The organism is Acinetobacter legionensis, from assembly GCF_048551735.1.
In the GTDB taxonomy this organism is placed as follows: Bacteria; Pseudomonadota; Gammaproteobacteria; order Pseudomonadales; family Moraxellaceae; genus Acinetobacter.
This window is the reverse complement of the sequence record NZ_JBIMBV010000012.1, coordinates 104,764-127,990: the sequence shown is the minus strand read 5'-3', so window position 1 is coordinate 127,990 and position 23,227 is coordinate 104,764. Positions and strand designations below refer to the sequence as shown.

General features: G+C 38.3%; 20 protein-coding genes and 2 pseudogenes. 12 read left to right on the top strand and 10 right to left on the bottom strand.

Annotation, left to right across the window (positions count from 1 at the left end):
• Positions 1-14: 14 nt before the first annotated feature.
• The 3 genes from ACG9ZL_RS12625 (at position 15) to ACG9ZL_RS12615 (ending at position 3,449) form a co-directional block, all read left to right on the top strand.
• The gene (locus ACG9ZL_RS12625) at positions 15-1,220 is read left to right on the top strand and encodes a 3-oxoadipyl-CoA thiolase (protein WP_419360258.1); all 1,206 of its coding nucleotides are present in this window, start codon (positions 15-17) and stop codon (positions 1,218-1,220) included.
• Between the two features lie 121 nt (positions 1,221-1,341).
• Positions 1,342-2,184: an IclR family transcriptional regulator gene (locus tag ACG9ZL_RS12620; protein ID WP_004721464.1), complete on the top strand. Its 843-nt coding sequence runs from the start codon at positions 1,342-1,344 to the stop codon at positions 2,182-2,184.
• Positions 2,185-2,273: 89 nt separating this feature from the next.
• Positions 2,274-3,449 carry an MFS transporter gene (locus ACG9ZL_RS12615; RefSeq protein ID WP_419360257.1) on the top strand — a complete coding sequence of 392 codons (1,176 nt, stop codon included), beginning with the start codon at positions 2,274-2,276 and terminating at the stop codon, positions 3,447-3,449.
• A 63-nt stretch (positions 3,450-3,512) separates the two neighbouring features.
• Here the strand turns inward: ACG9ZL_RS12615 and ACG9ZL_RS12610 are convergent, their stop codons facing one another.
• Positions 3,513-4,484, bottom strand: a complete 972-nt coding sequence (locus ACG9ZL_RS12610) for an NAD(P)H-dependent flavin oxidoreductase (protein WP_419360255.1) — start codon at positions 4,482-4,484, stop codon at positions 3,513-3,515.
• A 50-nt stretch (positions 4,485-4,534) separates the two neighbouring features.
• On the opposite strand from ACG9ZL_RS12610, the pseudogene ACG9ZL_RS12605 reads away from it, so the two are divergent.
• Positions 4,535-4,660: pseudogene (locus ACG9ZL_RS12605) on the top strand (enoyl-CoA hydratase); the annotation flags it as partial.
• Between the two features lie 95 nt (positions 4,661-4,755).
• On the opposite strand, the gene ACG9ZL_RS12600 reads toward ACG9ZL_RS12605, so the two are convergent.
• Both ACG9ZL_RS12600 and ACG9ZL_RS12595 read right to left on the bottom strand, forming a co-directional pair.
• Positions 4,756-5,601 (bottom strand): IclR family transcriptional regulator, encoded by an 846-nt coding sequence (locus ACG9ZL_RS12600; protein ID WP_004721467.1) that lies wholly within the window; start codon positions 5,599-5,601, stop codon positions 4,756-4,758.
• A 189-nt stretch (positions 5,602-5,790) separates the two neighbouring features.
• Complete coding sequence (locus ACG9ZL_RS12595; protein ID WP_336954804.1) at positions 5,791-7,008, bottom strand: CaiB/BaiF CoA transferase family protein; 1,218 nt, start codon at positions 7,006-7,008, stop codon at positions 5,791-5,793.
• Between the two features lie 329 nt (positions 7,009-7,337).
• Here ACG9ZL_RS12595 and ACG9ZL_RS12590 point away from each other — a divergent pair, with 329 nt between their 5' ends.
• From ACG9ZL_RS12590 to ACG9ZL_RS12570, 5 genes and pseudogenes are all read left to right on the top strand, one after another.
• Positions 7,338-8,489 (top strand): acyl-CoA dehydrogenase family protein, encoded by a 1,152-nt coding sequence (locus ACG9ZL_RS12590; protein ID WP_419329234.1) that lies wholly within the window; start codon positions 7,338-7,340, stop codon positions 8,487-8,489.
• Positions 8,490-8,550: 61 nt separating this feature from the next.
• Positions 8,551-9,801 carry an MFS transporter gene (locus ACG9ZL_RS12585; RefSeq protein ID WP_336954806.1) on the top strand — a complete coding sequence of 417 codons (1,251 nt, stop codon included), beginning with the start codon at positions 8,551-8,553 and terminating at the stop codon, positions 9,799-9,801.
• Between the two features lie 174 nt (positions 9,802-9,975).
• Positions 9,976-11,688, top strand: coding sequence for an electron transfer flavoprotein-ubiquinone oxidoreductase (locus tag ACG9ZL_RS12580; RefSeq protein ID WP_419360254.1), 1,713 nt, complete (start codon positions 9,976-9,978; stop codon positions 11,686-11,688).
• Positions 11,689-12,129: 441 nt separating this feature from the next.
• Positions 12,130-12,276, top strand: a pseudogene (locus ACG9ZL_RS12575) (tetratricopeptide repeat protein); the annotation flags it as partial.
• A gap of 15 nt (positions 12,277-12,291) precedes the next feature.
• Positions 12,292-12,540 (top strand): tetratricopeptide repeat protein, encoded by a 249-nt coding sequence (locus ACG9ZL_RS12570; protein ID WP_419360284.1) that lies wholly within the window; start codon positions 12,292-12,294, stop codon positions 12,538-12,540.
• Between the two features lie 82 nt (positions 12,541-12,622).
• On the opposite strand, the gene ACG9ZL_RS12565 is transcribed toward ACG9ZL_RS12570, so the two are convergent.
• Positions 12,623-12,952, bottom strand: a complete 330-nt coding sequence (locus ACG9ZL_RS12565) for a hypothetical protein (protein WP_419360252.1) — start codon at positions 12,950-12,952, stop codon at positions 12,623-12,625.
• A 684-nt stretch (positions 12,953-13,636) separates the two neighbouring features.
• Between ACG9ZL_RS12565 and ACG9ZL_RS12560 the strand changes: the two genes are divergently transcribed.
• Both ACG9ZL_RS12560 and ACG9ZL_RS12555 read left to right on the top strand, forming a co-directional pair.
• Positions 13,637-15,319 carry an arylsulfatase gene (locus ACG9ZL_RS12560; protein WP_419360251.1) on the top strand — a complete coding sequence of 561 codons (1,683 nt, stop codon included), beginning with the start codon at positions 13,637-13,639 and terminating at the stop codon, positions 15,317-15,319.
• The gene (locus tag ACG9ZL_RS12555) at positions 15,316-16,320 is read left to right on the top strand and encodes a formylglycine-generating enzyme family protein (protein ID WP_419360249.1); all 1,005 of its coding nucleotides are present in this window, start codon (positions 15,316-15,318) and stop codon (positions 16,318-16,320) included. The genes ACG9ZL_RS12560 and ACG9ZL_RS12555 overlap by 4 nt, the downstream gene beginning before the upstream one ends.
• Before the next feature lie 127 nt (positions 16,321-16,447).
• Here the strand turns inward: ACG9ZL_RS12555 and tatC are convergent, their stop codons facing one another.
• From tatC to ACG9ZL_RS12530, 5 genes are all read right to left on the bottom strand, one after another.
• A complete protein-coding gene (tatC, locus tag ACG9ZL_RS12550; RefSeq protein ID WP_151957909.1) occupies positions 16,448-17,221 on the bottom strand; it encodes a twin-arginine translocase subunit TatC in 774 nt (257 codons plus the stop codon).
• The gene (gene tatB / locus ACG9ZL_RS12545; RefSeq protein WP_419360247.1) at positions 17,218-17,736 is read right to left on the bottom strand and encodes a Sec-independent protein translocase protein TatB; all 519 of its coding nucleotides are present in this window, start codon (positions 17,734-17,736) and stop codon (positions 17,218-17,220) included. The genes tatC and tatB overlap by 4 nt, the downstream gene beginning before the upstream one ends.
• A gap of 17 nt (positions 17,737-17,753) precedes the next feature.
• Positions 17,754-17,978 (bottom strand): Sec-independent protein translocase subunit TatA, encoded by a 225-nt coding sequence (tatA, locus tag ACG9ZL_RS12540; RefSeq protein WP_419360246.1) that lies wholly within the window; start codon positions 17,976-17,978, stop codon positions 17,754-17,756.
• Between the two features lie 292 nt (positions 17,979-18,270).
• Positions 18,271-20,034, bottom strand: a complete 1,764-nt coding sequence (locus ACG9ZL_RS12535) for an alkaline phosphatase D family protein (protein WP_419360244.1) — start codon at positions 20,032-20,034, stop codon at positions 18,271-18,273.
• A 106-nt stretch (positions 20,035-20,140) separates the two neighbouring features.
• Positions 20,141-20,389, bottom strand: coding sequence for a lipase secretion chaperone (locus tag ACG9ZL_RS12530; RefSeq protein ID WP_419360242.1), 249 nt, complete (start codon positions 20,387-20,389; stop codon positions 20,141-20,143).
• A 632-nt stretch (positions 20,390-21,021) separates the two neighbouring features.
• On the opposite strand from ACG9ZL_RS12530, the gene ACG9ZL_RS12525 reads away from it, so the two are divergent.
• Complete coding sequence (locus ACG9ZL_RS12525) at positions 21,022-21,150, top strand: hypothetical protein (protein ID WP_419360240.1); 129 nt, start codon at positions 21,022-21,024, stop codon at positions 21,148-21,150.
• A gap of 240 nt (positions 21,151-21,390) precedes the next feature.
• On the opposite strand, the gene ACG9ZL_RS12520 is transcribed toward ACG9ZL_RS12525, so the two are convergent.
• On the bottom strand, positions 21,391-23,016 hold the full coding sequence (locus ACG9ZL_RS12520) for a hypothetical protein (protein ID WP_419360238.1): 1,626 nt from the start codon (positions 23,014-23,016) through the stop codon (positions 21,391-21,393).
• Positions 23,017-23,227 lie beyond the last annotated feature (211 nt).

The window sequence follows — 23,227 nt, the reverse complement described above, 5'->3', positions numbered from 1 at the left end:
AAAGGAACTTCTCAATGTTAAATGCCTATATTTATGATGGTTTACGTAGCCCGATTGGTCGTCATGCAGGTGAGCTTGCTTCAGTACGTCCAGATGATTTAGCTGCAGCAGTTTTGCAAAAGCTCCTTGAAAAAACTGGGGTTCCAGCCGCTGATATTGAAGATGTTATTTTGGGTGATACCAACCAAGGCGGTGAAGACAGCCGTAACGTTGCCAGAAATGCCCTGTTAATCGCGGGCTTACCTGTAACTGTTCCCGGCCAAACTGTAAACCGTTTATGTGCAAGTGGTTTGGGTGCTGTGATTGATTCTGCACGTGCCATCACTTGTGGCGAAGGCGATTTATATATTGCGGGTGGTGTAGAAAGCATGTCACGTGCCCCATTTGTGATGGGTAAAGCTGAAACTGCCTATAGCCGTGATACTAAAATTTATGACACCACAATTGGTTCACGCTTTCCAAACAAAAAACTAATTGCACAATACGGTGGTCACTCAATGCCTGAAACTGGTGACAATGTCGCGGTTGAGTTTGGCATTAGCCGTGAACAGGCAGATTTATTTGCAGCTCAATCCCAAGCAAAGTATCAAACAGCCAAACAAGACGGCTTTTTTACTGGTGAAATTACCCCAATTGAAGTCTTTCAAGGCAAAAAGTTACCACCAAAACTGGTTTCTGAAGATGAACATCCTCGCCCAAGCTCAACGGTTGAAGCCTTAACCAAATTAAAACCATTATTTGAAGGTGGTGTCGTCACTGCTGGAAATGCATCGGGTATTAATGATGGTGCTGCCGCACTACTCATCGGTTCCGAAGCAGCGGGCCAAAAATATGGCTTAAAGCCAATGGCAAAAATCTTGTCAGCAGCAGCAGCAGGTATTGAACCTCGTATTATGGGTGCTGGTCCAATCGAAGCAATCAAAAAAGCCGTTGCACGTGCAGGGCTAACTTTAGATGATATGGATATCATTGAAATCAATGAAGCTTTTGCTTCACAAGTATTATCTTGCTTAAAAGGTTTAGATGTCGATTTTAATGATCCGCGTGTCAACCCAAATGGTGGTGCAATTGCCATTGGCCACCCACTTGGGGCTTCTGGTGCACGTCTTGCACTGACAGTTTCGCGTGAGCTGATCCGCCGCAATAAGAAATATGCTGTCGTTAGCTTATGTATTGGCGTAGGACAAGGCTTAGCCATGGTGATTGAAAACGTGTCATAACATTGACTGTTTAATCACTAACCGAGTATCCATTCATCACAACAGCGCAGTGATGAATGGATTTATTTTGCAGAGCGAAATATAATAGCCAAACTGTTGCTTTATTATATTTGAGTATTGAATGTCTCAGAATTCAGAAACTGAACAACCTATAAATTTTGATGAGATACGTCTTGATCCTATTTCACATATTCATCGGGAAAATAACCCCCAATTTATCGCTTCTTTAGCACGTGGTTTAGAGCTATTACGTTGTTTTTCTGCCAATAATCAAGTCTTGGGTAACCAAGAACTGGCAAAAATGACGGGTTTACCAAAACCAACCATTGCGCGGATAACCAATACCTTAGTGTCATTAGGCTATTTAAAACAACTACCTAATTCCACCAAATATACCTTGGATATCGGTGTTTTATCTTTAGGCTATGCAGCCTTGTCCAATATTTCTATCCGTAATATTGCACATCGCTATATGGAAGAAATGAGCCAATATGTACAAGCACCTGTTGCAATGGCAACCCGTGACCGTTTAAACATGGTCTATATCGACGTGGTTCAGATCGAAACGGCTTTAAATATGCGCCGTCCCATCGGCTCAACCCTACCCATTCACAGCAGTTCCATGGGTCGAGCTTGCTTGGCGGCTACACCTGAACGTGAGCGTAACTTTTTACTGGATGCGCTTAAACAAAAAAATGCTGAAAACTGGCCTGCAATTAAACGTTCTTTAGAACGAGCTTTCCGAGATTATCAAGATTACGGATATTGCCTTTCTTTAGGTGAATGGCATAAAGAAGTAAACTCTGTTGCTGTACCTTTAGTCAGCTCCAAACATGGTCTTTATGTGTTTAACTGCGGTGCACCAAGTTTTCATTTAAACCCTGAAAAACTTGAAGGTGAAATTGGACCCCGTTTAATCCATATGGTGCACAACATTCAAGATGCTTTGAGTGAAACGCCTTAACAACCATGTTTAAAATCAGATGCTTAAAATCAGCAGATACATGGTTGTGTGGATTAAAAGTTCCGATTTCATAATGACAAACCATAGGCATGATGAAAAACACTCTCTATACCCCAACCATTATTTTAATGGCAGTTGCAGCAGGCATCTGTACTGGTGGGAATTATTTTAGCCAACCACTGATTCATTCCATTAGTCTAAGTTTAAATTTAGCAGATACCACCACAGCATGGGTGCCTACTTTAGCGCAAATCACCTATGCAGCAGGACTGCTGTTTTTAATGCCTTTAGGGGATATTCTCGAAAAGCGTAAATTGTTATTTATATTTATGCTGCTTGCCTCAATTGGGCTAATTATTAGTGGTTTTTCCCACAATATTTATCTGTTAATGTTCGGTACCATCATTACAGGGTTATTTTCTAGTTCAGCCCAACTGTTGTTACCACTGGCTGCCAGTCTGGTTCCAATTCAACATAGTGGTCGTGTTGTTGGTTTTTTACTGAGTGGGTTAATGATGGGTGTCTTATTGGCACGCTCATTATCAGGGATGATGTCGACGTTTTTTGCTTGGAATTTTATTTATCTGCTCAGCGGTTTTTTATTATTGCTCATTGCGATTATTTTGTACCGTAATATTGGCTTATTTCCTCCCACCAAATCTGAAAATTATCTCAAAACAATTCACTCACTGCCGCAAATCTTTATTCAAAATCGTCGCCTAAGAATCAGAACCTATATTGGTGGATTAACCTTTGCCTGTGTAAGTTTAACCTTTACCACCATGTCTTTACTCTTAGCTCCTGCGCCTTATTTTTTCAGTGATTTTACGATTGGCTTATTTGGGTTTGTCGGTGTTTTAGGGACATTCGTTGCCAATTTTTCAGGTAAATTTATTGATCAAGGCTATATTCATAAAATTTCGATATGTTGTGGTACCGGTCTGATTTTAAGTTGGCTATTTTTTTTGTTGCTCTCTTATCATTTTATCTTTTATATCATTGCCTTACTTATTCTTTATGCTTCGCTCTCGGCTGTTCATGTCACCAATCAGAGTATTGTCTTTAAGCTTAACCAACAATTGCGTTCACGTTTCAATGCCATCTATATGACAGGTTATTTCGCTGGCGGTGCTTTAGGGACCACGAGTGGAAGCTATGCATGGAAACATTTTGGCTGGACAGGTGTATGTATCTTGGGCTTATTTTTTGCCCTGCTGTGTCTATATTATTGTCTTGCAGATGCTAAAGATCAGCACAATCCATAGTATTGTGCTGATCTTTAAAAGCAGTCTTTCATCATCGAGATAAAGCTGAACTCAAATAGATGTTTATAAAAGCCCGAATAAACGTCCACGAATAATGTCTTCTGCATCTTTTACAATACGGTTGACCAGTTCATCACATGTCGGAATGTCATGGATCAGACTGGCAACCAAACCACATGACCACGCCCCAGCATTGACATCACCATCGATCATCACTTTAGGATAAACACCTGCAACTTCTTCAATGATATCTTCAAATTTAATCTGGTCACCCAGTGCTTTTTCTTTGGCTATAATTTTTTCTACAGCTGCATTATTCATAACGCGCTCAGTATTACGCAAAGCGCGCATAATTAAACGAGTATCTCTTTCTGTAGCATTCAGGATCGCCTGTTTCACATTTGCATGTACTGGCGCTTCTTGAGTTGCAATAAAACGTGTTCCCATATTAATACCATCCGCCCCCATGGCTAAAGCGGCAGCAAGTGAGCGTCCATCAGCCATACCACCTGATGCAACAAATGGAATTTCTAAGGTATCGGCAGCTAAAGGCAATAAAATCATATTCGGTACATCATCTTCACCGGGGTGCCCACCACACTCAAAACCATCGACAGAAACAGCATCACATCCAATTTTTTGAGCTTTTAGACTATGCCGAACCGAAGTACATTTATGAATCACTTTAATTCCAGCGGCCTTTAAATAAGGCATGACCTGTTCAGGATTACGACCTGCTGTTTCTACAACTTTTACCCCACCCTTAATAATTGCCTCGACAAAACCCGGATAATCAGGTGTATTGACTGTGGGTAAGAAAGTTAGATTGACACCAAAAGGCTTATCGGTCATTTCTCGACATCGGGCAATTTCTTTTGCTAGATTTTCAGGTGTTCGCTGGGTTAAACCGGTAATAATGCCTAACCCACCCGCATTTGAAACTGCAGCAGCCAGCTCGGCAAAACCGACATAATGCATACCGCCTTGAATAATCGGATGTTCAATTTCAAATAATTCTGTAATTTTGGTTTTCATATTCTTTCCACTCACTATTTTATATTTAGAGGCTCATTTCTTAGCATCCTATGCTTATCAATGATTTATTAAATCCGATCGATCATGAGTCCACTGTATTCTCACTTTGTTTGCAAGGTGACGAATTTAAACAAGCACCGAGTGCCTTGATGAAAAAAAACACCCATTTTCCGTAAGCAAACTATTTAACATGCATCTTATTAACATGCATCTTATTAAAAAGGCCAACAATGTAGATCGTTGCTGGCCTTTCAGTTTTAAAGCAATAAAATTAGCTAATTTCAGTGCGGATATTATTCACCATGTGGAGAAGACGCGGTGCAATATCCTCTTCAAGTTTTTCGCGGTTCATAATAAAGCTTGGTCCGCCGCAGTTAAATACCAGTAGACCATGTTGTTCATGAATCAAGGGGACTGCAACTGAATTGACATCTTTATGCCATTCACCAATTGAAAAACAATAACCAAAATCTTGATAATCTTTAAATGCTTTATCTAAATCACGGTTAATCTTGATCCAATCGTCTTTATGTTTGCTACGGATTGCATCAAGTAAAAACTCTCTTTCATCTTCAGGCATTGCAGCCAGACATGCACGTCCCATTGAACTTAAATGAATCGGCAAATAAGTACCGACTTGACGACGCATGGTCATATTGCCCTTGCCTTGTACCACATCCAAATAAATCATATTTAGACGATCACGCGTTGCCATTGCCACAGCAGCACCTGCATAATCCGCTAAGTTTTTCATATAGGGATGTGCAATATTACGGATAGACACATTAGAAAGCATGGAGTAACCAAACGCCAAAACCCCAACTGAAAGTTGAAATTTGCTTGAATTTGGGACCTGCTTGATATAGCCCAAACGTGACAATGTGTGCGTTAAACGGGTAATGGTCGGTTTAGGCAAACCCGTCATTTGTGATAACTCTTGATTACCCAAATGCTGATGTTTTGGGGTAAAGCAACGTAAGAGTTCTAAACCGCGTCCTAAAGCTGTAATAAATTGACGATCATTTTCATCTTGCATATCTTCAATCGGATGCAATAACTCATGCCTCAAAGGCGCTAATAATTTTTCTGTTTGTTCTGCATCTACGGCATCATTCATGGTTATACCAATTCACATATTTGTTTCGCACTGCGAAAATTATAATCTATTTTTTCTATAAATAGCAAAAAGCAATCATCTGATTCACTTTGAAAATAAAACGATGCATCCATCTCGATGTGAAAAGTCTAAATTTGCTTATTTTACTTAAAAAATGGCTTTAGACTGCTCACATCATCTATTTAAAAACTATCCTATCACGCCTTTGGCTTTTAACTCCTCAAGTTTTGCTGGAGAAATAATACGGCCTAAAATGGTCTGAGTATGTTCGCCTAACAAAGGAGGCGCATTTCTATACTCTACAGGTGTACGTGAAAGCTTAATCGGAGAACCAACCACAGTAAGTTTTTCACGTTGAGGATGTTGCATTTCTACCAGCATCTCTCGCGCAATCACTTGAGGTTCATTAAAAGCTTGTTCTAGATTATTAATCACACCAACAGGCACTTTAGCAGCATAAATTGCACTTACCCACTCATCGGCAGTCTTGCTTAAAAAATGCTTTGATAAAATTTCGATCACTTCATCACGATGCTTAACACGATCTGCATTACGGGTAAATCGAACATCATTGGGTAACTCTGGCAAACCAATACTTCTGCACAGTTGGATAAACTGAGTGTCATTACCACAAGCAATGATAAACTCTCGATCAGCGGCTTTAAATAATTGATAAGGCACAATATTGGCATGTGCATTGCCATAACGTACCGGCACTTTTCCAGATGAAAGATAATTCATTCCTTGATTTGCCATTGTGGCAATTTGCACATCAAGTAAAGCCATATCTATATGTTGCCCTAAACCCGTCATATGACGATTGAGCAAAGCCGCTTGTATGGCAATGGTTGAATATAATCCCGTTGATAAGTCTGAAAATGCGACACCTACTTTTTGCGGACCACCACCGGGTAAATCATCTTTTTCACCCGTGATGGACATGAGTCCACCCATTCCTTGAATGATAAAATCATAGCCTGGCTCTTCTGCTCTCGGTCCATTTTGACCAAAACCCGTAATCGAGCAATAAACCAGTTTAGGATTAATTTCTGATAAAGAAGCATAATCCAAGCCATATTTTTTCAAAGAACCAGCTTTGTAGTTTTCAATGACCACATCGGTATCTTGAATCAGTGCTTTGATGAGTGCCTGCCCTTCCGGATTTGCAATATCTATTGCAACAGAAAGTTTATTGCGATTGGTCGACTGATAATAAGCGGCTTCTCGTGTCTCTTGTCCGGCATCATCTTTCATCCAAGGTGGTCCCCAAGAACGCGTATCATCACCTAGTTTCGGTCTTTCAACCTTAATCACTTCTGCGCCTAAATCGGCAAGAATCTGTCCACACCACGGTCCAGCCAGTACTCGACTTAAGTCAAGTACACGAATTCCATTTAAAGCACCCATGTTTATTCCACTAACCTTTGATTAATTTCCTACAGGAAAATTTATTTAATATAAATTTCGCATAGCGATATATGTTTTTAATATACACAGAAAACTTTAAAAATAAAACTTAATTTTTTCATCAAAAGTGATGATTTTTATTCAACAAATATAGATTAATTAAATCAAATAATTAGCCAACTAAAAAACAAGCGCAATATACCGCATTGCGAAATTAATTTTCAAAATATATTGTTTTCTACTAATCCTTTGATTACTATCGCATCAATATGCAGGGTTTTAGCAACATCTCCTCGATGTTTTCAACATGTTGTACAAAGGACAAGACTATGATTCGAGATCAGGAAACACTCAAACAACTGGTAGATATGATTCGACAGTTTGTAGATGGTGTCCTTATTCCTCATGAGAATGAAGTCGCAGAAACAGATCAAATCCCTCAAGCCATCATTGAGCAAATGAAAGCTTTGGGTTTGTTTGGACTGACGATTCCAGAAGAATATGAAGGTCTTGGCTTGACCATGGAAGAAGAGGTATCTATCGCTTTTGAACTTGGACGTACTTCGCCTGCCTTTCGTTCACTGATCGGCACCAATAATGGAATCGGTTCGAGTGGTCTGATTATTGATGGTACCGAAACTCAAAAATCATTTTTCTTGCCCCGTTTAGCACGTGGTGAAGTGATCAGTTCTTTTTGCCTAACTGAACCAGATGCAGGCTCAGATGCTGCCTCTTTGAAAACCAGCGCAGTAAAAGAAGGTGAGTTTTATATTTTAAATGGCACCAAACGCTTTATTACCAATGCACCTCATGCAGGGGTATTTACGGTGATGGCACGAACCAATCCAGATATTAAAGGTGCTGGTGGAATTTCTGCTTTTATCGTAGATCGCAAAACTGCAGGAATCTCTCTAGGTAAAACAGATAAAAAAATGGGACAAAAAGGTGCACATACCTGTGATGTGATTTTTGAAAATTGTCGAGTTCCTGCCTCAGCACTGATTGGTGGTATTGAAGGTGTAGGATTTAAAACCGCAATGAAAGTCTTGGATAAAGGTCGCTTACATATTGCCGCAATCAGTGTCGGTGCTGCCCTACGCATGTTAGACGATACCTTAAAGTTTGCCCTTGAGCGGAAGCAATTTGGACAAGCGATTGCTGAATTTCAACTGATTCAAGCCATGCTTGCTGACTCCAAAGCAGAAATTTATGCAGCGCAATGTATGGTTTTAGATGCGGCAAGACAACGTGATGCTGGGCACAACGTCAGCACAGAAGCATCATGCGCAAAAATGTTTGCCACTGAAATGTGTGGTCGCGTGGCCGATCGCTGCGTACAGATTCATGGTGGCTCTGGCTATATCAGTGAATATGCCATTGAACGTTTTTACCGAGATGTGCGTTTATTCCGTCTCTATGAAGGCACCACCCAAATTCAACAAATGATTATTGCGCGAAATATGATTCGTGCTGCGTCTTAATTAATTTTTAGGCACTTTAAAACGATTTGAAGTGCTGTAAATCAAATGTAGGTAATGGATTATGGCGACAAACTACAATACACATCTCTCTTCAATACAACCTCATACTTGGAAAATTGCATTTATTTTTGCATTTTTAGCCTTGTTGGTGGATGGTGCCGATCTGATGCTGCTGTCTTATAGTCTCAACAGTATTAAGGCAGATTTTGGTTTAAGTTCCGTGCAGGCAGGTATGCTGGGTAGTTTTACCTTGGCGGGTATGGCTGTTGGTGGGATATTTGGGGGATGGGCATGTGACAAATTTGGTCGAGTACGGATCGTGGTTATTTCTATTCTCACCTTCTCACTACTTACATGTGGACTAGGCTTTACCCAAAGCTTTCTTGAATTTGGGCTATTACGTTTTTTTGCTTCTCTCGGACTAGGCTCGCTTTATATTGCCTGCAATACCTTGATGGCGGAATATGTACCTACACGTTATCGTACAACGGTATTGGGTACCTTACAAGCAGGTTGGACGGTTGGCTATATTGTTGCAACGCTACTCGCTGGATGGATTATTCCAGATCATGGCTGGCGTATGCTGTTTTATGTTGCCATTGTACCGGTGTTGATTGCTGTTTTAATGCATCTTTTGGTACCAGAACCACTCGCATGGCAACAGTCTCGTTTACAACAACCAACACGTGATAAAAACTCTGAGGATACTTCGGCATTTAAACTGATTTTTAAAGATAAACGAAATCGAAATATGTTTATCTTGTGGGCGCTCACAGCAGGCTTCTTACAATTTGGTTATTATGGGGTAAATAACTGGATGCCTTCATATCTAGAAAGTGAATTAGGCATGAAGTTTAAAGAAATGACCGCATATATGGTTGGTACTTATACCGCCATGATCCTCGGTAAAGTCCTTGCGGGGATGATGGCTGATAAACTTGGTCGTCGCTTTACTTATGCCTTTGGTGCGATTGGGACTGCTATTTTTCTTCCACTGATTGTTTTTTATAACTCACCCAGCAACATTTTATATTTACTGATCGCTTTCGGATTTTTATACGGTATTCCTTATGGTGTAAATGCCACTTATATGACGGAAAGTTTCCCTACAGCGATTCGTGGTACAGCGATTGGTGGTGCCTATAACGTCGGGCGTCTTGGTGCAGCACTTGCGCCTGCAACAATTGGCTACTTGGCATCAGGTGGTTCTATTGGTTTAGGTTTTGTGGTGATGGGGGCTGCTTATTTAATTTGCGGTGTTATTCCTGCCCTCTTCATCAAGGAAAAACTCTACGATCCGCAAAAATCGTAAAATTAGACCTTATAAAATCACTTATTCCATTTTAAAGCCAGCTAGATTTAGCTGGCTTTTTTGTGGATATCATTTTGAATTTACTCATCAAACCTTCCCTTTTTGATGGTTTTTCATTTGATATTTTTATCTCAATAAACTAAAATACCGCCAAGCGAAATAGGATTTCTTTTTATGAAAGATTTACAACGAGAGTCAATGGAGTTTGACGTAGTCATCGTAGGCGCAGGCCCTGCGGGTCTTTCTGTTGCGATTAAAATTCGTCAATTAGCGCTTGAAAACAATCTTCCAGACCTTTCTGTCTGTGTGGTTGAAAAAGGCTCTGAAGTTGGTGCGCATATCCTTTCTGGTGCTGTACTTGAACCTCGTGCAATCAATGAACTTTTCCCTGACTGGAAAGAACAAGGTGCACCTTTAAATGTACCTGTGACTGAGGACAAAACTTATTTCCTCATGTCTGCTGAAAAGTCTCAAGAAGCACCACACTGGATGGTTCCTAAGACCATGCACAACGATGGTAACTATGTTATTTCATTGGGTAATGTGGTGCGCTGGTTAGGTCAAAAAGCGGAAGAGTTAGAAGTTTCTATCTTCCCGGGCTTTGCTGCCTCAGAAATCCTTTATCATCAAGATGGTTCTGTAAAAGGCATCCAAACTGGTGATATGGGTATTGGTAAAGATGGTGAACCTACTCATAACTTTACCCCCGGCTACGAGCTTCATGCAAAATACACAATTTTTGCAGAAGGTTGCCGTGGACACCTTGGTAAACGTTTGATTGCAAAATACAACTTAGACCAAGATGCTGATCCGCAACATTACGGTATCGGAATCAAAGAACTTTGGGAAATTGACCCTACTAAACATAAACCAGGTTTAGTAATGCATGGTTCAGGCTGGCCTTTGGCAGAAACAGGTTCTTCAGGCGGCTGGTGGTTATATCACGCTGAAAACAACCAAGTGACCTTGGGTATGATTGTCGATTTATCTTATGAAAATCCACACATGTATCCTTTTGCTGAAATGCAGCGTTGGAAAACACATCCACTGATTAAGCAATATCTTGAAGGTGGTAAGCGTATTTCTTATGGCGCACGTGCAGTTGTTAAAGGTGGTCTAAACTCGCTACCTAAACTGACCTTCCCAGGCGGTTGCTTAATTGGTGATGATGCAGGTTTCTTAAACTTTGCTAAAATCAAAGGCTCTCATACTGCGATGAAATCGGGTATGTTGTGTGGTGAAGCTGTATTTGAAGCAATCCAAGCAGGTCATGAGAAAGGTGGCGATTTAGCGGTTGCGCGTGTCGCTGAAGGCGAAGACTTCTTTGCTAAAGAATTGACTGCATATACTGAGAAATTCAACAACAGTTGGTTAAAAGAAGAGTTACATCGTTCACGTAACTTTGGACCAGCGATGCATAAATTCGGTTTATGGATGGGTGGTGCATTTAACTTTATCGATCAAAATATCTTTAAAGTGCCATTTACTCTACATGACCTTGCACCTGACTTTAGTGCATTAAAAACTGTAGATGCTGCGACATTTAAACCGACCTATCCAAAGCCAGATGGTAAATTAACCTTTGACCGTTTATCTTCTGTATTTGTATCGAATACTGTCCATGAAGAGAATCAGCCAGCTCACTTAAAGCTGACGGATGCTTCTATTCCAGTCAATGTCAATTTACCAAAATGGGATGAGCCAGCTCAACGCTACTGCCCTGCTGGTGTTTATGAAATTATGGAAAATGATGATGGTTCTAAGCGCTTCCAGATTAATGCTGCGAACTGTGTTCACTGTAAGACCTGTGATATCAAAGATCCATCTCAAAACATCACTTGGGTAACACCGGAAGGTGGTGGTGGGCCTAACTATCCAAATATGTAAGCTGGATACTTAGGACGATGCTTTAATGCTGCTCACCACTAAACATGCGAGTGTTTAGATAATTTTGTGTAGTATTAACAGCGTCTTTTACCCCAATTTGTCGAGTGATATAAGCTCTTCATTTTCATTATTTAGGTAAGTTTAGTTCCCTAGGGAGCTAAACTTGAAAGAAAAATAGAATAAGTCTTGGCTCAAATTAAGTTGACTACAACTTAATTTTGCATTTAATTTTACTGATTAAAAGACACAAATGATTGAAAAATGATAAAACTAAAAATTAAAAAACGGTTATACCCTCTGATTATAGTTATATTTTTCCCCACTACACTTGTATTTGCAGAAAGTTTTGAAAAGCTACTCGAAAAAGCCAACAATGGAGAAGTAAAAGCACAATACCAAGTGGGTTATCTTTATAGTAATGGCAATTAGGGTGTATCCTTCGATGAAGAAAAAGGTGTTTTTTGGTTTAAAAAGGCCGCAGAAGCGGGTGATTCAGAATCTCAACTCAGTTTGGCAATGAGTTATTTATGGGGATCAGGTATCCGCCAAAATACCCGTAAAGGTATTGAGTGGCTAACCAAATCTGCAAATCAGAACAATGCGATGGCGCAATACAATTTATCTGAAGAATATTCAGATGGGAAGAATATCAAACAGGATCAAAATCTTGCACATTATTGGCATCTTAAAGCGGCTAAAAATGGCGATGTATCAGCACAATTTAAATTGGGAACTCTATACTTAGATGGAAATTTAGGCTTGCCTCAAGATATCAATAAAGCGAAAGCATGGTTAAAAAAAACCGCAGACCAAGGCTATGAATTGGCTCAACAGCAATTGGCTGTATTATAATAGAGCCAACTAAATATACGTTTCTTTAAGCAAATGATATAAATTATTTTTCTTAATATTATCTGTTTCAACTAATCTTTTTTTAAATAAGTGATTTTATAATATTAAACACCTCATGACTTTTAACACTTAAACAAATACATTGGTCAAAGGTTGCTTTTGAATTCTGTATAAACTCATCTTCCATAACATCTAAATGTAAATGGCTTTCTTTTTGAACTTTTTTGTATAAGTCAAACAAATCATGCTTGTAACTCGATTTACAATTTACAATGAAATCATTAAGTTCTCGATCAAGTTCTAAACGCATATTTTCAATGAAATGCTGACGTGAAGCTTTATTATTTTCAGCATAAAATAAGCGTGTTTTTTCATAAGTGCCTTTATGAAATATCATTTCATAAATTTTCATCGTAGATAATTACCTATAGATTCATCTTATGATTCTTAAAAAGTAGAATTCATACATATGTACTATTTCTTAAAATTTATATGTGCTCATATTGAGATGAGCACTTTTCAGTCTTTTATAAACGTATTTATCTGTTGCTTTTAGCTAATCTTAAAAACCCCTATTTCCCTTGGGGAAGGGAAATAGGATCAAGGCATCAAGAATCTTAAAAAAGATCCCCCTCTAATTCTGTAGAATTTATCACATTAATATTCATTTAATCAATACACCATCAACAAAAAAACAGACAGTTCTGTATTCTTTTGATCAATTATTAAGCACTCACAATTCAAGCTATTTTCCCTCAAAATTGAGTCGACATGTGTAATAAATATCTAACACCAATACGAATAAGCAAGCGCAGTTAAGACATGTTTACAAGCCGTTGTCCTCCCATCCATAATATAAGTATTTTTAACGCCATGGTATAACGTGATAATTATCATCCTTTTAAATTTTTAAATTATTTTTTATTTTAATTATCCACTGACTAAATATCTTCTTTCAAATAATTTCCACATTCATTTGGGTGAATGTTTGAGGCTTTGCTTTTTTTAAGATTAACAATCAAATTTTAATTATTTTTAGCTTAAAAATTAACACTCTAAACTTAACCTAATTTTTTAGAAAACTCAGTCGACACGTATGTCTCATAAAAACCTTTTCACAACACTTTCTATTGCATTATTCAGTCTTTCAATTTCTGCATGTAATAATAATGATTCAGATCACTCAAATACGGTAGTTGAAACCAAAAAACAACCAAATATTTTATTTATTATGGCAGATGATTTAGGTTATTCAGACTTGGGAGCATTTGGTGGTGAAATTCGAACCCCAAATATTGATGCACTCACCAAAGAAGGTCGGATTTTAACGGACTACCATACTGCCCCGACCTGCTCACCAACGCGTTCACAATTAATTTCGGGGACAGACCATCACTTAGCGGGCATTGGGGCTATGGCTGAGCTCACCCCTGCTCACTTAAAAGGCCAGCCGGGTTATGAGGGCTACTTAAATGAGCGCTCACTCTCAATTGCAGAAGTGCTCAAAGATAATGGCTACCGAACCTATATCAGCGGAAAATGGCACCTCGGTTTAACCGCTGAAACCAACGCACATGTAAAAGGCTTCGATCATTCATTTACGCTATTACAAGGTCTAGATTTACACTTTAAACAAGCGCCTAGTGCCTACAAACGGAATGCCACCTATACGGAGGATGGTAAAGTTGTTCCAATTTCAGCATTACCTGATGATTTCTTCTCAACCAATTATTTCACCGATAAATTAATTAGCTATTTAGAGTCAGGAAAAAATTCAGGCAAACCATTCTTTGCCTATGCTGCTTACACAGCTCCCCATTGGCCCTTACAAGCCCCAACTGAATATCGTGACCGTTATCGTGGCGTTTACGATGCTGGTTATGATGTGATCCGCAATGGTCGTATTGCCCGTCAAAAACAACTTGGTCTGATTCCAGCCAACTTTACTGCAGCCGAACCGATTGCAACACAAAATGCACCCCAAAAATATGGCAAATGGAATGAGCTATCCACTGAGCAAAAAGCCTTAGAAGCACGTAGAATGGAAATCTATGCAGGTATGGTCGAAAACCTTGATGCTAATATTGGACGGGTGATTGAGTATTTAAAACGCAATAATTTATACGAAAATACTTTAATTTTCTTTGTTTCAGATAATGGGGCTGAAGGCTTTATTCGCGGTAGTTATGGAGCTGAATCAGGTTTTGATAATCGGGTGAATAATGTCGGTACATCCAGTTCTTATCATTATGTCGGTCCGCGTTGGGCTGAAGTCAGTGCTGCGCCTTTCCACTTATGGAAAGATACTGCAGGTGAAGGTGCAACCACAGCACCAGCCATTGTTAAACTTCCTCATCAAAACAAAGCGCAAGCAACCTATCATGGTTTTGCTTCAGTGCTCGATGTTTTTCCAACTGTTTTAGATTATGCCAATATTGCCGTCCCACAAGGTCAATATAAAGGCCGTCAGATTAATACTCCAAGTGGTTACTCTTGGAGATCAGTGCTTGAAAATAAAGCGCAGACGATTCGCCCTGTAAACTTTAGTTTTGCTGATGAATTGCATGGCAGTAAATATGCGCGTCAAGGCGATTGGAAAATTGCTTTGCAAGGTAAAGCAGAGCTTGGAACGGGAACTTGGGAATTATATAACTTAAAAAATGACCGTGGTGAAACCCAAAACATTGCAGAAAATAACCCAGCAAAACTACAAGAACTGCTTGATGTGTATAACAAATATACCCAAAAAAATGGAGTCAAGGAATACAACATTCAATGAAGTTTAACCCCCTTTTAATTTCACTGTGCAGCCTGTTCCTTGTAACAGGCTGCAATAAGGTTACGCCCGACTCGCATCATTCTCCCAAACAAACCAGCAAAGTTTCTGCACAGCTTGGTTCATTGCAGCAATGCGAACACTATTCAGGTTTACCTAATGCATGGCAAAAAAAGCCAACAGCGGGGATGGTTTGGATTGCCAAAGGCTCATTTCAGCTCGGCTCCGATAAAGCCTATCCCGATGAAATTAATTTTGGGCAAAAACAACGCCAAGTTGAGGGTTTCTGGATCGATCAAACCGAAGTGACTGTGGCGCAGTTTAGTAGTTTTGTAAAAGCAACCGGCTATGTAACCGACGCAGAGCAACAGAAACAGGCAGCTGTATTTTCACCAGATGCCAATAAGCCTAATCAGTGGTGGCAACTCAAGTCTGATTACACTTGGAAAACGCCCAATGGCGCTTCGGGTCAAGCTCCACGCCCTGCTGAACCTGTTCGCTATGTGACCAAAAATGATGCTGAACATTACGCAGTTTGGTTAGGACGAGATTTACCTACCGAACAAGAATGGGAATATGCTGCAAAGGCGGGCTCAAAAACCGATACGCCACTGCATCAAGCGCCTCAGGATGCCCATCAACATCCACAAGCCAATTATTGGCAAGGTGAATTTCCACTGCATAATTCTGTTGAAGACCATTTTGCAGGTGTGGCACCTGTCGGCTGCTACCCTGCCAATGCGTTCCAATTGTTCGATATGATTGGGAATGTCTGGGAGTGGACCTCTTCTGTATATCAAGGCGCGCATGATCAACATATGGGAAATTATACTGATCTGCGTCAGCAAAGCATTGCAGCAACCCAATATGTGATTAAAGGTGGTTCTTTCTTATGCGCTTCGAGTTATTGCTCTCGTTATCGAAATAGTAGTCGATATCCGCAAGAGTTTGATTTGGCTGCAACGCATGTGGGGTTTAGAACAGTATTACGAACTCACCCATGAGACAAGGATGGGTTAAAATCTAGAGATCTGGCGAATTTATACACTTAAATATGAATTCGCCTGCTTTAAAAAAGAAGGGTTGAATAGAACAAAGCAACACTTAACCACTTTCGCTACAAATCAGCACTTATACACGTTTACGTTTTTCAATCATCTTGCCAAATACCAATCCCAATTCAAACAACATCCACATTGGAATTGCCAACATGATCATCGAAATAGCATCTGGTGGTGTGACAAACATCGCAATAAAAAAACAGCCCACAATAATAAAGCGTCTTTTTTCCACCAATGTTTGCGTGCTGACCAAACCGATTAAAATCAGTACCAGTGTAATAATTGGAATTTCAAAAGTGACCCCAAACACCAAAAAGAGTTTTAAACAAAAACTTAAGTAACTGTTAATGTCCGTCATTGGCGCAACGGTATCAGGTGAAACACTGATAAAAAAATGCAGAATCGAAGGCAAGGCAATAAAATAGGCAAAGGCAATCCCTGAATAAAACAAGCAAATACTGCTCAATAACAATGGGAATGCCAGACTCTTTTCTTTTTCATACAACGCAGGTTTAATGAATGCCCAAATCTGATAAATAATAAAAGGCATCGCCAGCATCAGCGCAATAAAGAAATTCAGTTTAAAAGGTGCCATAAATGTTGCAGTTACATCTGTAGCAATCATAGTCGAACTGGCAGGTAATTGGGCACGTAGTGGTTCAGATAACATTGAATAAGTTCTGTTTGCAAATGGCAACAAACAGAAAAAAAGCACAATCAATACCCCGATAATTTTAAACAGATGCTGACGCAACAGCATCAAATGTCGGGTGATCGGCATTGCTTCAAGCTGAGTCGCTTCTTCGGAAACTTGCTCTTGCAGCTGTGGTATCATTGACGTCATACAGCCACCTTCAATTGCGATATTGACTTGGACTGAACAAGATCAATGCTAAGTTTTTCATCATTAGATTTAGCTTGTTTTAGCCAGATACTTGGCAAATAGCCTTTAGGAATATCACATGAGACAGGTCGATGAATCTGCTTCACCCTCAGCTGGGCTATTTGCTGTTCTTTTAATTGCGGTTGTTCTAATTGCTGTTTCTCTAATGATGCTGGCGCTTGTTCTGGCTGTATAGCATCTCCAGACATAGCCGATAATTGCTGTAGCTCATGCATCTGCGCCTGCATTTTTTGCTCTAATTCTTGAATGCGCTGCATCTCATTCTGCATCTGTTCGCGCAATTCAGATAAGCGTAATTCTCGGTCAATGTCGTTCTGAACATTGCTGATGAGACGTTTCAATTTACTGTACCATTTCGCAACAAAACGCGCAGCTTCAGGGAGTTTATCTGGTCCTAACACCAGCAGCGCAATAATCCCAAAAACCAATAATTCAGAAAATCCGACATCAAGCATATGTTAATTCTCCAGTTTTAGTGCTTTACCGTAGAGTTCACATCAGCATTGCTATTTTGATGTTCCTGTATTCTTGGTTCATTCAGTGCAGCAGTGGTCGTTTCATCATCTTGAATTGATTTTTTAAAATCCTTCACCGCACCGCCGACATCTTTACCTAAATTTTTTAATTTAGATGTGCCAAAAAGTAAGATCACCACAATTGCAAAAATAAGTACGTGCCAAATCGATAATCCAGCCATGGTTTTTACTCCTAATATTAGGGTCTGTTGATATTTCATAAATGGCTTGCGTTGTAGGCTAAAATTGATCATGAGACGTATACGTCGTAAAACATAAATGAGAATAGCGAGACTATTTTCCAGTTTCATAACGTAGGCTGAGATAATTTTAGCCACACCCCTGAGCAAGAACAAAGCATTGCTTTGTTTGCAGCGCAAGGCACAGCGAGGGACTACTGAAGAAATTACCCGATAGCAATCACATCTAAATCTTCTTCAGTAGTCAGGCGATATAAAATTAAATAGTCTTTTATTAAGCAATTTTCTTAATCGAACGGGTATTGACCAATTGATTATTCAACACCACTTGATGCCCACGTTTTGTATCCACAGTATATTGCGACTCTTTAATGGTATCGACATAGATCCAGTCAGCTTGAACCTGCGTTGCAGTAAAGCTGACATTCAGATAACCACGTTGATTTAGATTGGTATAATCCAATTCATCAATCAGTGTGGTAAACGCCATTTCAAACTGCTGTAACTGTTCCACTGGAATATTGAGATACTTTTCAATTCCCGGCGATGACACTGAACTTGTCGCCAGCTCGACACCGACAAAATCACCCGCCTGACTATACAACTCTGATGACCATGCATTATGGGTATCACCTGCCAGCACTACGACCTTCTTGTTCAATGCTTTTAAAGTGTTATATAGAATTTCTCGTTCAACATAATAACCATCCCAAGCATCTAAATTATAAGGTGCAACAGTGGTTAAACGTGCCTTTTCAATTGCTGTCAATGTTGGATCGCCCTGTAGAACACGCATTTTCAGTTGCACTAACTCCATAATCATCGTATTGATTTGATTTAAAACCTCTTGAGTTGCATTTCCACTTAGAACAGCGCTCAACGGTACCAATAATTCAGCAGGGATTAATATCTTACCCATCAACACTTGCTGACCCAATACATTCCAAGTTGCCTTGGATTGAGCCAACTTTTGCTGTAACCATTCACGTTGGGTATACCCCATCAAGGTTCGATTCTGATTGGTTAAGTCAGTCTGAAAACGTTGAAAATCCATACCAGAAGCGGTGATATAATCGGTATATTCCAGTTGCTTATCTCTGGCAAGGATACGGGTATCTAACATGGTCAATTGCACCAGTGAACCAAAGTCAAACTGGCGATAAATATTGAGATGATCATTTGCGGAAATAGGACGAATCGGCATCCACTCAAAGTATGCTTGTAATGCTGCAAGTTTACGGTCAAGGAAAGCCCCTTCACTGGCTTGGTGATTTTCAGCACCTTCTCGCCATGTATCATTTGCCAACTCGTGATCATCCCAAATCACAATAAATGGATGACGGTGATGCAGTGTTTGTAAATCTTTGTCTTTACGATATAACGCATAGCGTTTGCGATAATCATCTAATTTAATAATTTCTTTATTATTGTCCGTAGGCAAAGTACGCCCTAACTTCACTGCATCTTCGGTTGCATATCCATCTTGACCATATTCATAAATATAGTCACCCAAATGAATCACCACATCCACGTCTTGTTTAGCCATTTCACGGTAAACATAGAAGTAACCTGCTGGATAATTCGCGCAAGAACATACAGCAAAACTGACTTTGCTGGGGTTGATTGGTAGCGTTTTGGTTTGTCCAACTGGTGAAACTTTATTGCCAAAGCTAAAACGATAGAAATAGCGTTGATCTGGTTTTAAATTTATTACATCAACTTTTACGGTAAAATCTTGTGCTTTTGCAGTGGTGACTTTGTCTGTTTTAATGATTTGCTTAAATTGATCATCCAAAGCAATTTCCCAAGTCACTTGCAAACGTGCGCTGGTATCATTCGGCGTCAAACGTGTCCATAAGATCACGCGATCTTGCAAAGGGTCTCCACTGGCCACCCCATGTTCAAAATTTACTTGTAGTGTTGTTGACTCACGATCTGAACTGTCATTACATCCTGTAAAACCCGCAGATAAAGACAGTGCTCCGAAACCGAATAGACTTTTTTGAATAAGTTCCCGTCGTGTAATTTTGGCTGTCATATTTTACTCCTTAAACTATGGCTACATTACAAATACTAAATAAGACCTAAATTTATTTATTCTCTACGGTCTCATTAACTAGATTGATTCATTGAATACACTTACATTAATTGAGAATATCTAACGATTTTTCCGTATCATAAATTTTTTCCAAACTGATAATTCTCCGCTTATCATATCTGTCACTAAAAATTTCTTTTCTAAGTGCTTCAATTGATTTTTCCTGATCAAGCATATTCAAATCACGCCGCAAAATTTCACCTCGCTTTTGCGTATATATTTCTGCTTGGTTTTTAAATTGCGCTCTTGATTTATCAACAGATTCCATCCGCTCGGTCACTTCAGGACCAAACACTTTTAACCGCTCCTAGCGTATTTATAAAAATTTTCTTGTCATGGTCTATATCGTCGTTTCAAACTAAAATATATACCAAGATCCACAAATCCTTCGTGCTGTCTTATCGATTGATATTGATTTAAATCATGTCTTAAAGTTATAAAAGTTGTGGAATTTTATTCATAAATATTCACAACACAATGTTAAAGTATAAAATTTAGAAATATGCGTATTGACATTTCACCACGAATTCGTTGACAAATTGCGACAAATATAAAGATCGATGTATATAAAATATTTTCTTTTAGGATTTTAGTAAATTCAATTGAATTAAGCATACAAATAAAAATCACTTTAATAATAAAAATCTTATTATATTAAATGCTTAATTATTATGTATAATGATCAAAAAAGTCAGGCTATAAATAAAAAAATTAAAATTTTATCATCCAAGGTTATTATTTAATTTTCATTTGATTAATATCATAAATATAATCAAACCAACTCATTATTCATACAAGTGATTTACATCTAGTCATTGATCATAAATAAAGCATATATTTTTGTATAAACTTTTAGAAACTATTGGTTATTAATCCGTTTTTTGCACTTTGAATCATAGATGGTTGTCCTACCATAGGGCGACATGGATGTCGCTGTTGGTATGGGCACAGGACATACCCCTCGCCCATGAGCAAAAACAAAGCACTGCTTTGTTTGCAGCGCAAGGTATGGCAACCCCTACGAAAAGTGATTTAAACTTTGAACATAAGGTGTAGCTTTGGAAGCTTTTTATAAGCAAATAATTTATTTTTCCATGCAATTGATTTAATTCAGAATATTAAATAAAAAATTATATTCTTGTGTATGAGTTTTTTGACAAGTTGATTATAGATCCTTTATTTTAAATAAAAAATGATCACATGCAGTGAATTATATTGCTATTAAAATTTCCTCCTACCTATAAAATAAGCCTAGGATAAGGAGGAATTTATGCTGGTTTAAAGTTTCAAAAAGCATTAATGGATATGTGTAGTCAAAGTGCCATTATCCACATTATTATCTTGACGAATTTTATCAGCTTGATCCTTCCTAAATGCGAATTGCCATTGAGAAAACTTAGAGGATTGCTGACTATCTGTCATAGGGTAATCCATTATATTGTCTGTAAAACCTTGATAATACTGTATCTTCTTTTCAATAGAATCAAATGAATGTAGTAAGCCAAAACTATGAGAAAGCTCATGTGAAAATGTTTTAACAAAATCCTCTTTAGCATTCATGGCATCACTAAAGATTGTGACGATGTTTCCCCATTTTAATTCATTGCGCTTTTCTTCATTATTCATATCTTCATATTTTTTTATCCTCGGTCCCATAAATTTAGGTTTTGGTTTGTAACTCGCCGTTCCAAAAACCTTAGACCATATCGGATAAGCAAGTTTTTTTCCAGTAGCAGGATCATTGCAGATGGGTGGTTCTCTCAGGGCTATAGGCGCAAAAAAAACATAAGTCCGTTTTTCAATATCATCGTGTATAGATATTAGTCTGTCCTGAATTTGTCTTTTTCGCTCATACAGATCTCTTAACTCTCTTTCAAATTCATTCGAAATATCTTCTTCCATTTGATTTGTCTTTCTTATTCGTAAATTTTCCTTCTCCTGCTCCTTTTGACTAGTTTGAATCTCTAAATATTTTTCTCCAGCTGCTATTTTTATTTTATCGGTCCACCATTTTTTAACAAAATCACGAACTTCAGGGTCATTTTTTGACAATAGGTCTAAATCAAAGATCTCGGTCTTTACAACTTCAACGATCATTAGACATTGATTAAATATTCTATTTTTCAATTCCCATTCATAATTATTGGATCTTTTTAGTACTTTTCCATTGACCTTAACATCAATAATAACCAAACTTGCTACAGCAACTTTATCATTTTTAGCAATATAAATAATTCCAACATCATATTCAGTTTCACCTCGTTTAGCCGTGACTTTAATACTTTCGTTTTTTGTTAAAACACCTCCAGAACAACGAATCGTAATGGCCTTATTTTTTTTATATAAATATCTTTTTTCTGTACCTAAGTTTACTTCTAAACGTTTTGAATCAATAAATTTGCTTAGTGGTTCTTCTATATAGCATGTCTGTTGGTTATTATTAAAAGTTGAAATCTTTATCAAATCATTCGATGCTCTAAACGTTAAAACAGTACCATTACTGGTTAATTCTTGCTGACTACAAGCATCTATGGAACTCTGGTGTATTTCTAAATCTAGACTAACACCTTGCTCATTTATTTTCTCACTGCCCAAAGTCCCTTTACAGTCAGTTGCAAAAATTGACAACCATGATGGTAAATAGCCTTCTTTTTCAATGAATTCATTTACATCTTGATAAAAGTTTTCATATAGAATGCGCAAAGAAGGCTGACTATATGCATAAATAACGCAATCCTTAGTACCATTTATTGCAAGTATTGGATAAATATATTCATCACGTACCCAATCAAAGCCAAATTCACCTTTATATTCTTGTGTAGTCTGACCAATTTCATATGGTCGTCTAAAATGTACACTAAATTTTCTTATACAATTTGCAACTAAATCATCTTTTTTAGGGCTAGCGGTTATTTTACGCATAATACCAATCCTGATTATTTTTTATATCCAAATAAAATTCTTTATATATCAAAATTTTATATAACTCATAATATTCATTTAAACCTAGTCCAACCAACATCAATATTTGACTTATACGGTCAGTTTAAATTTAAACAATCTTCTTTTAATCCAAATAGATATACTGTCTTGCTTCTGTTTTACATAGTGTGTTGTATATCACATCTTAGCT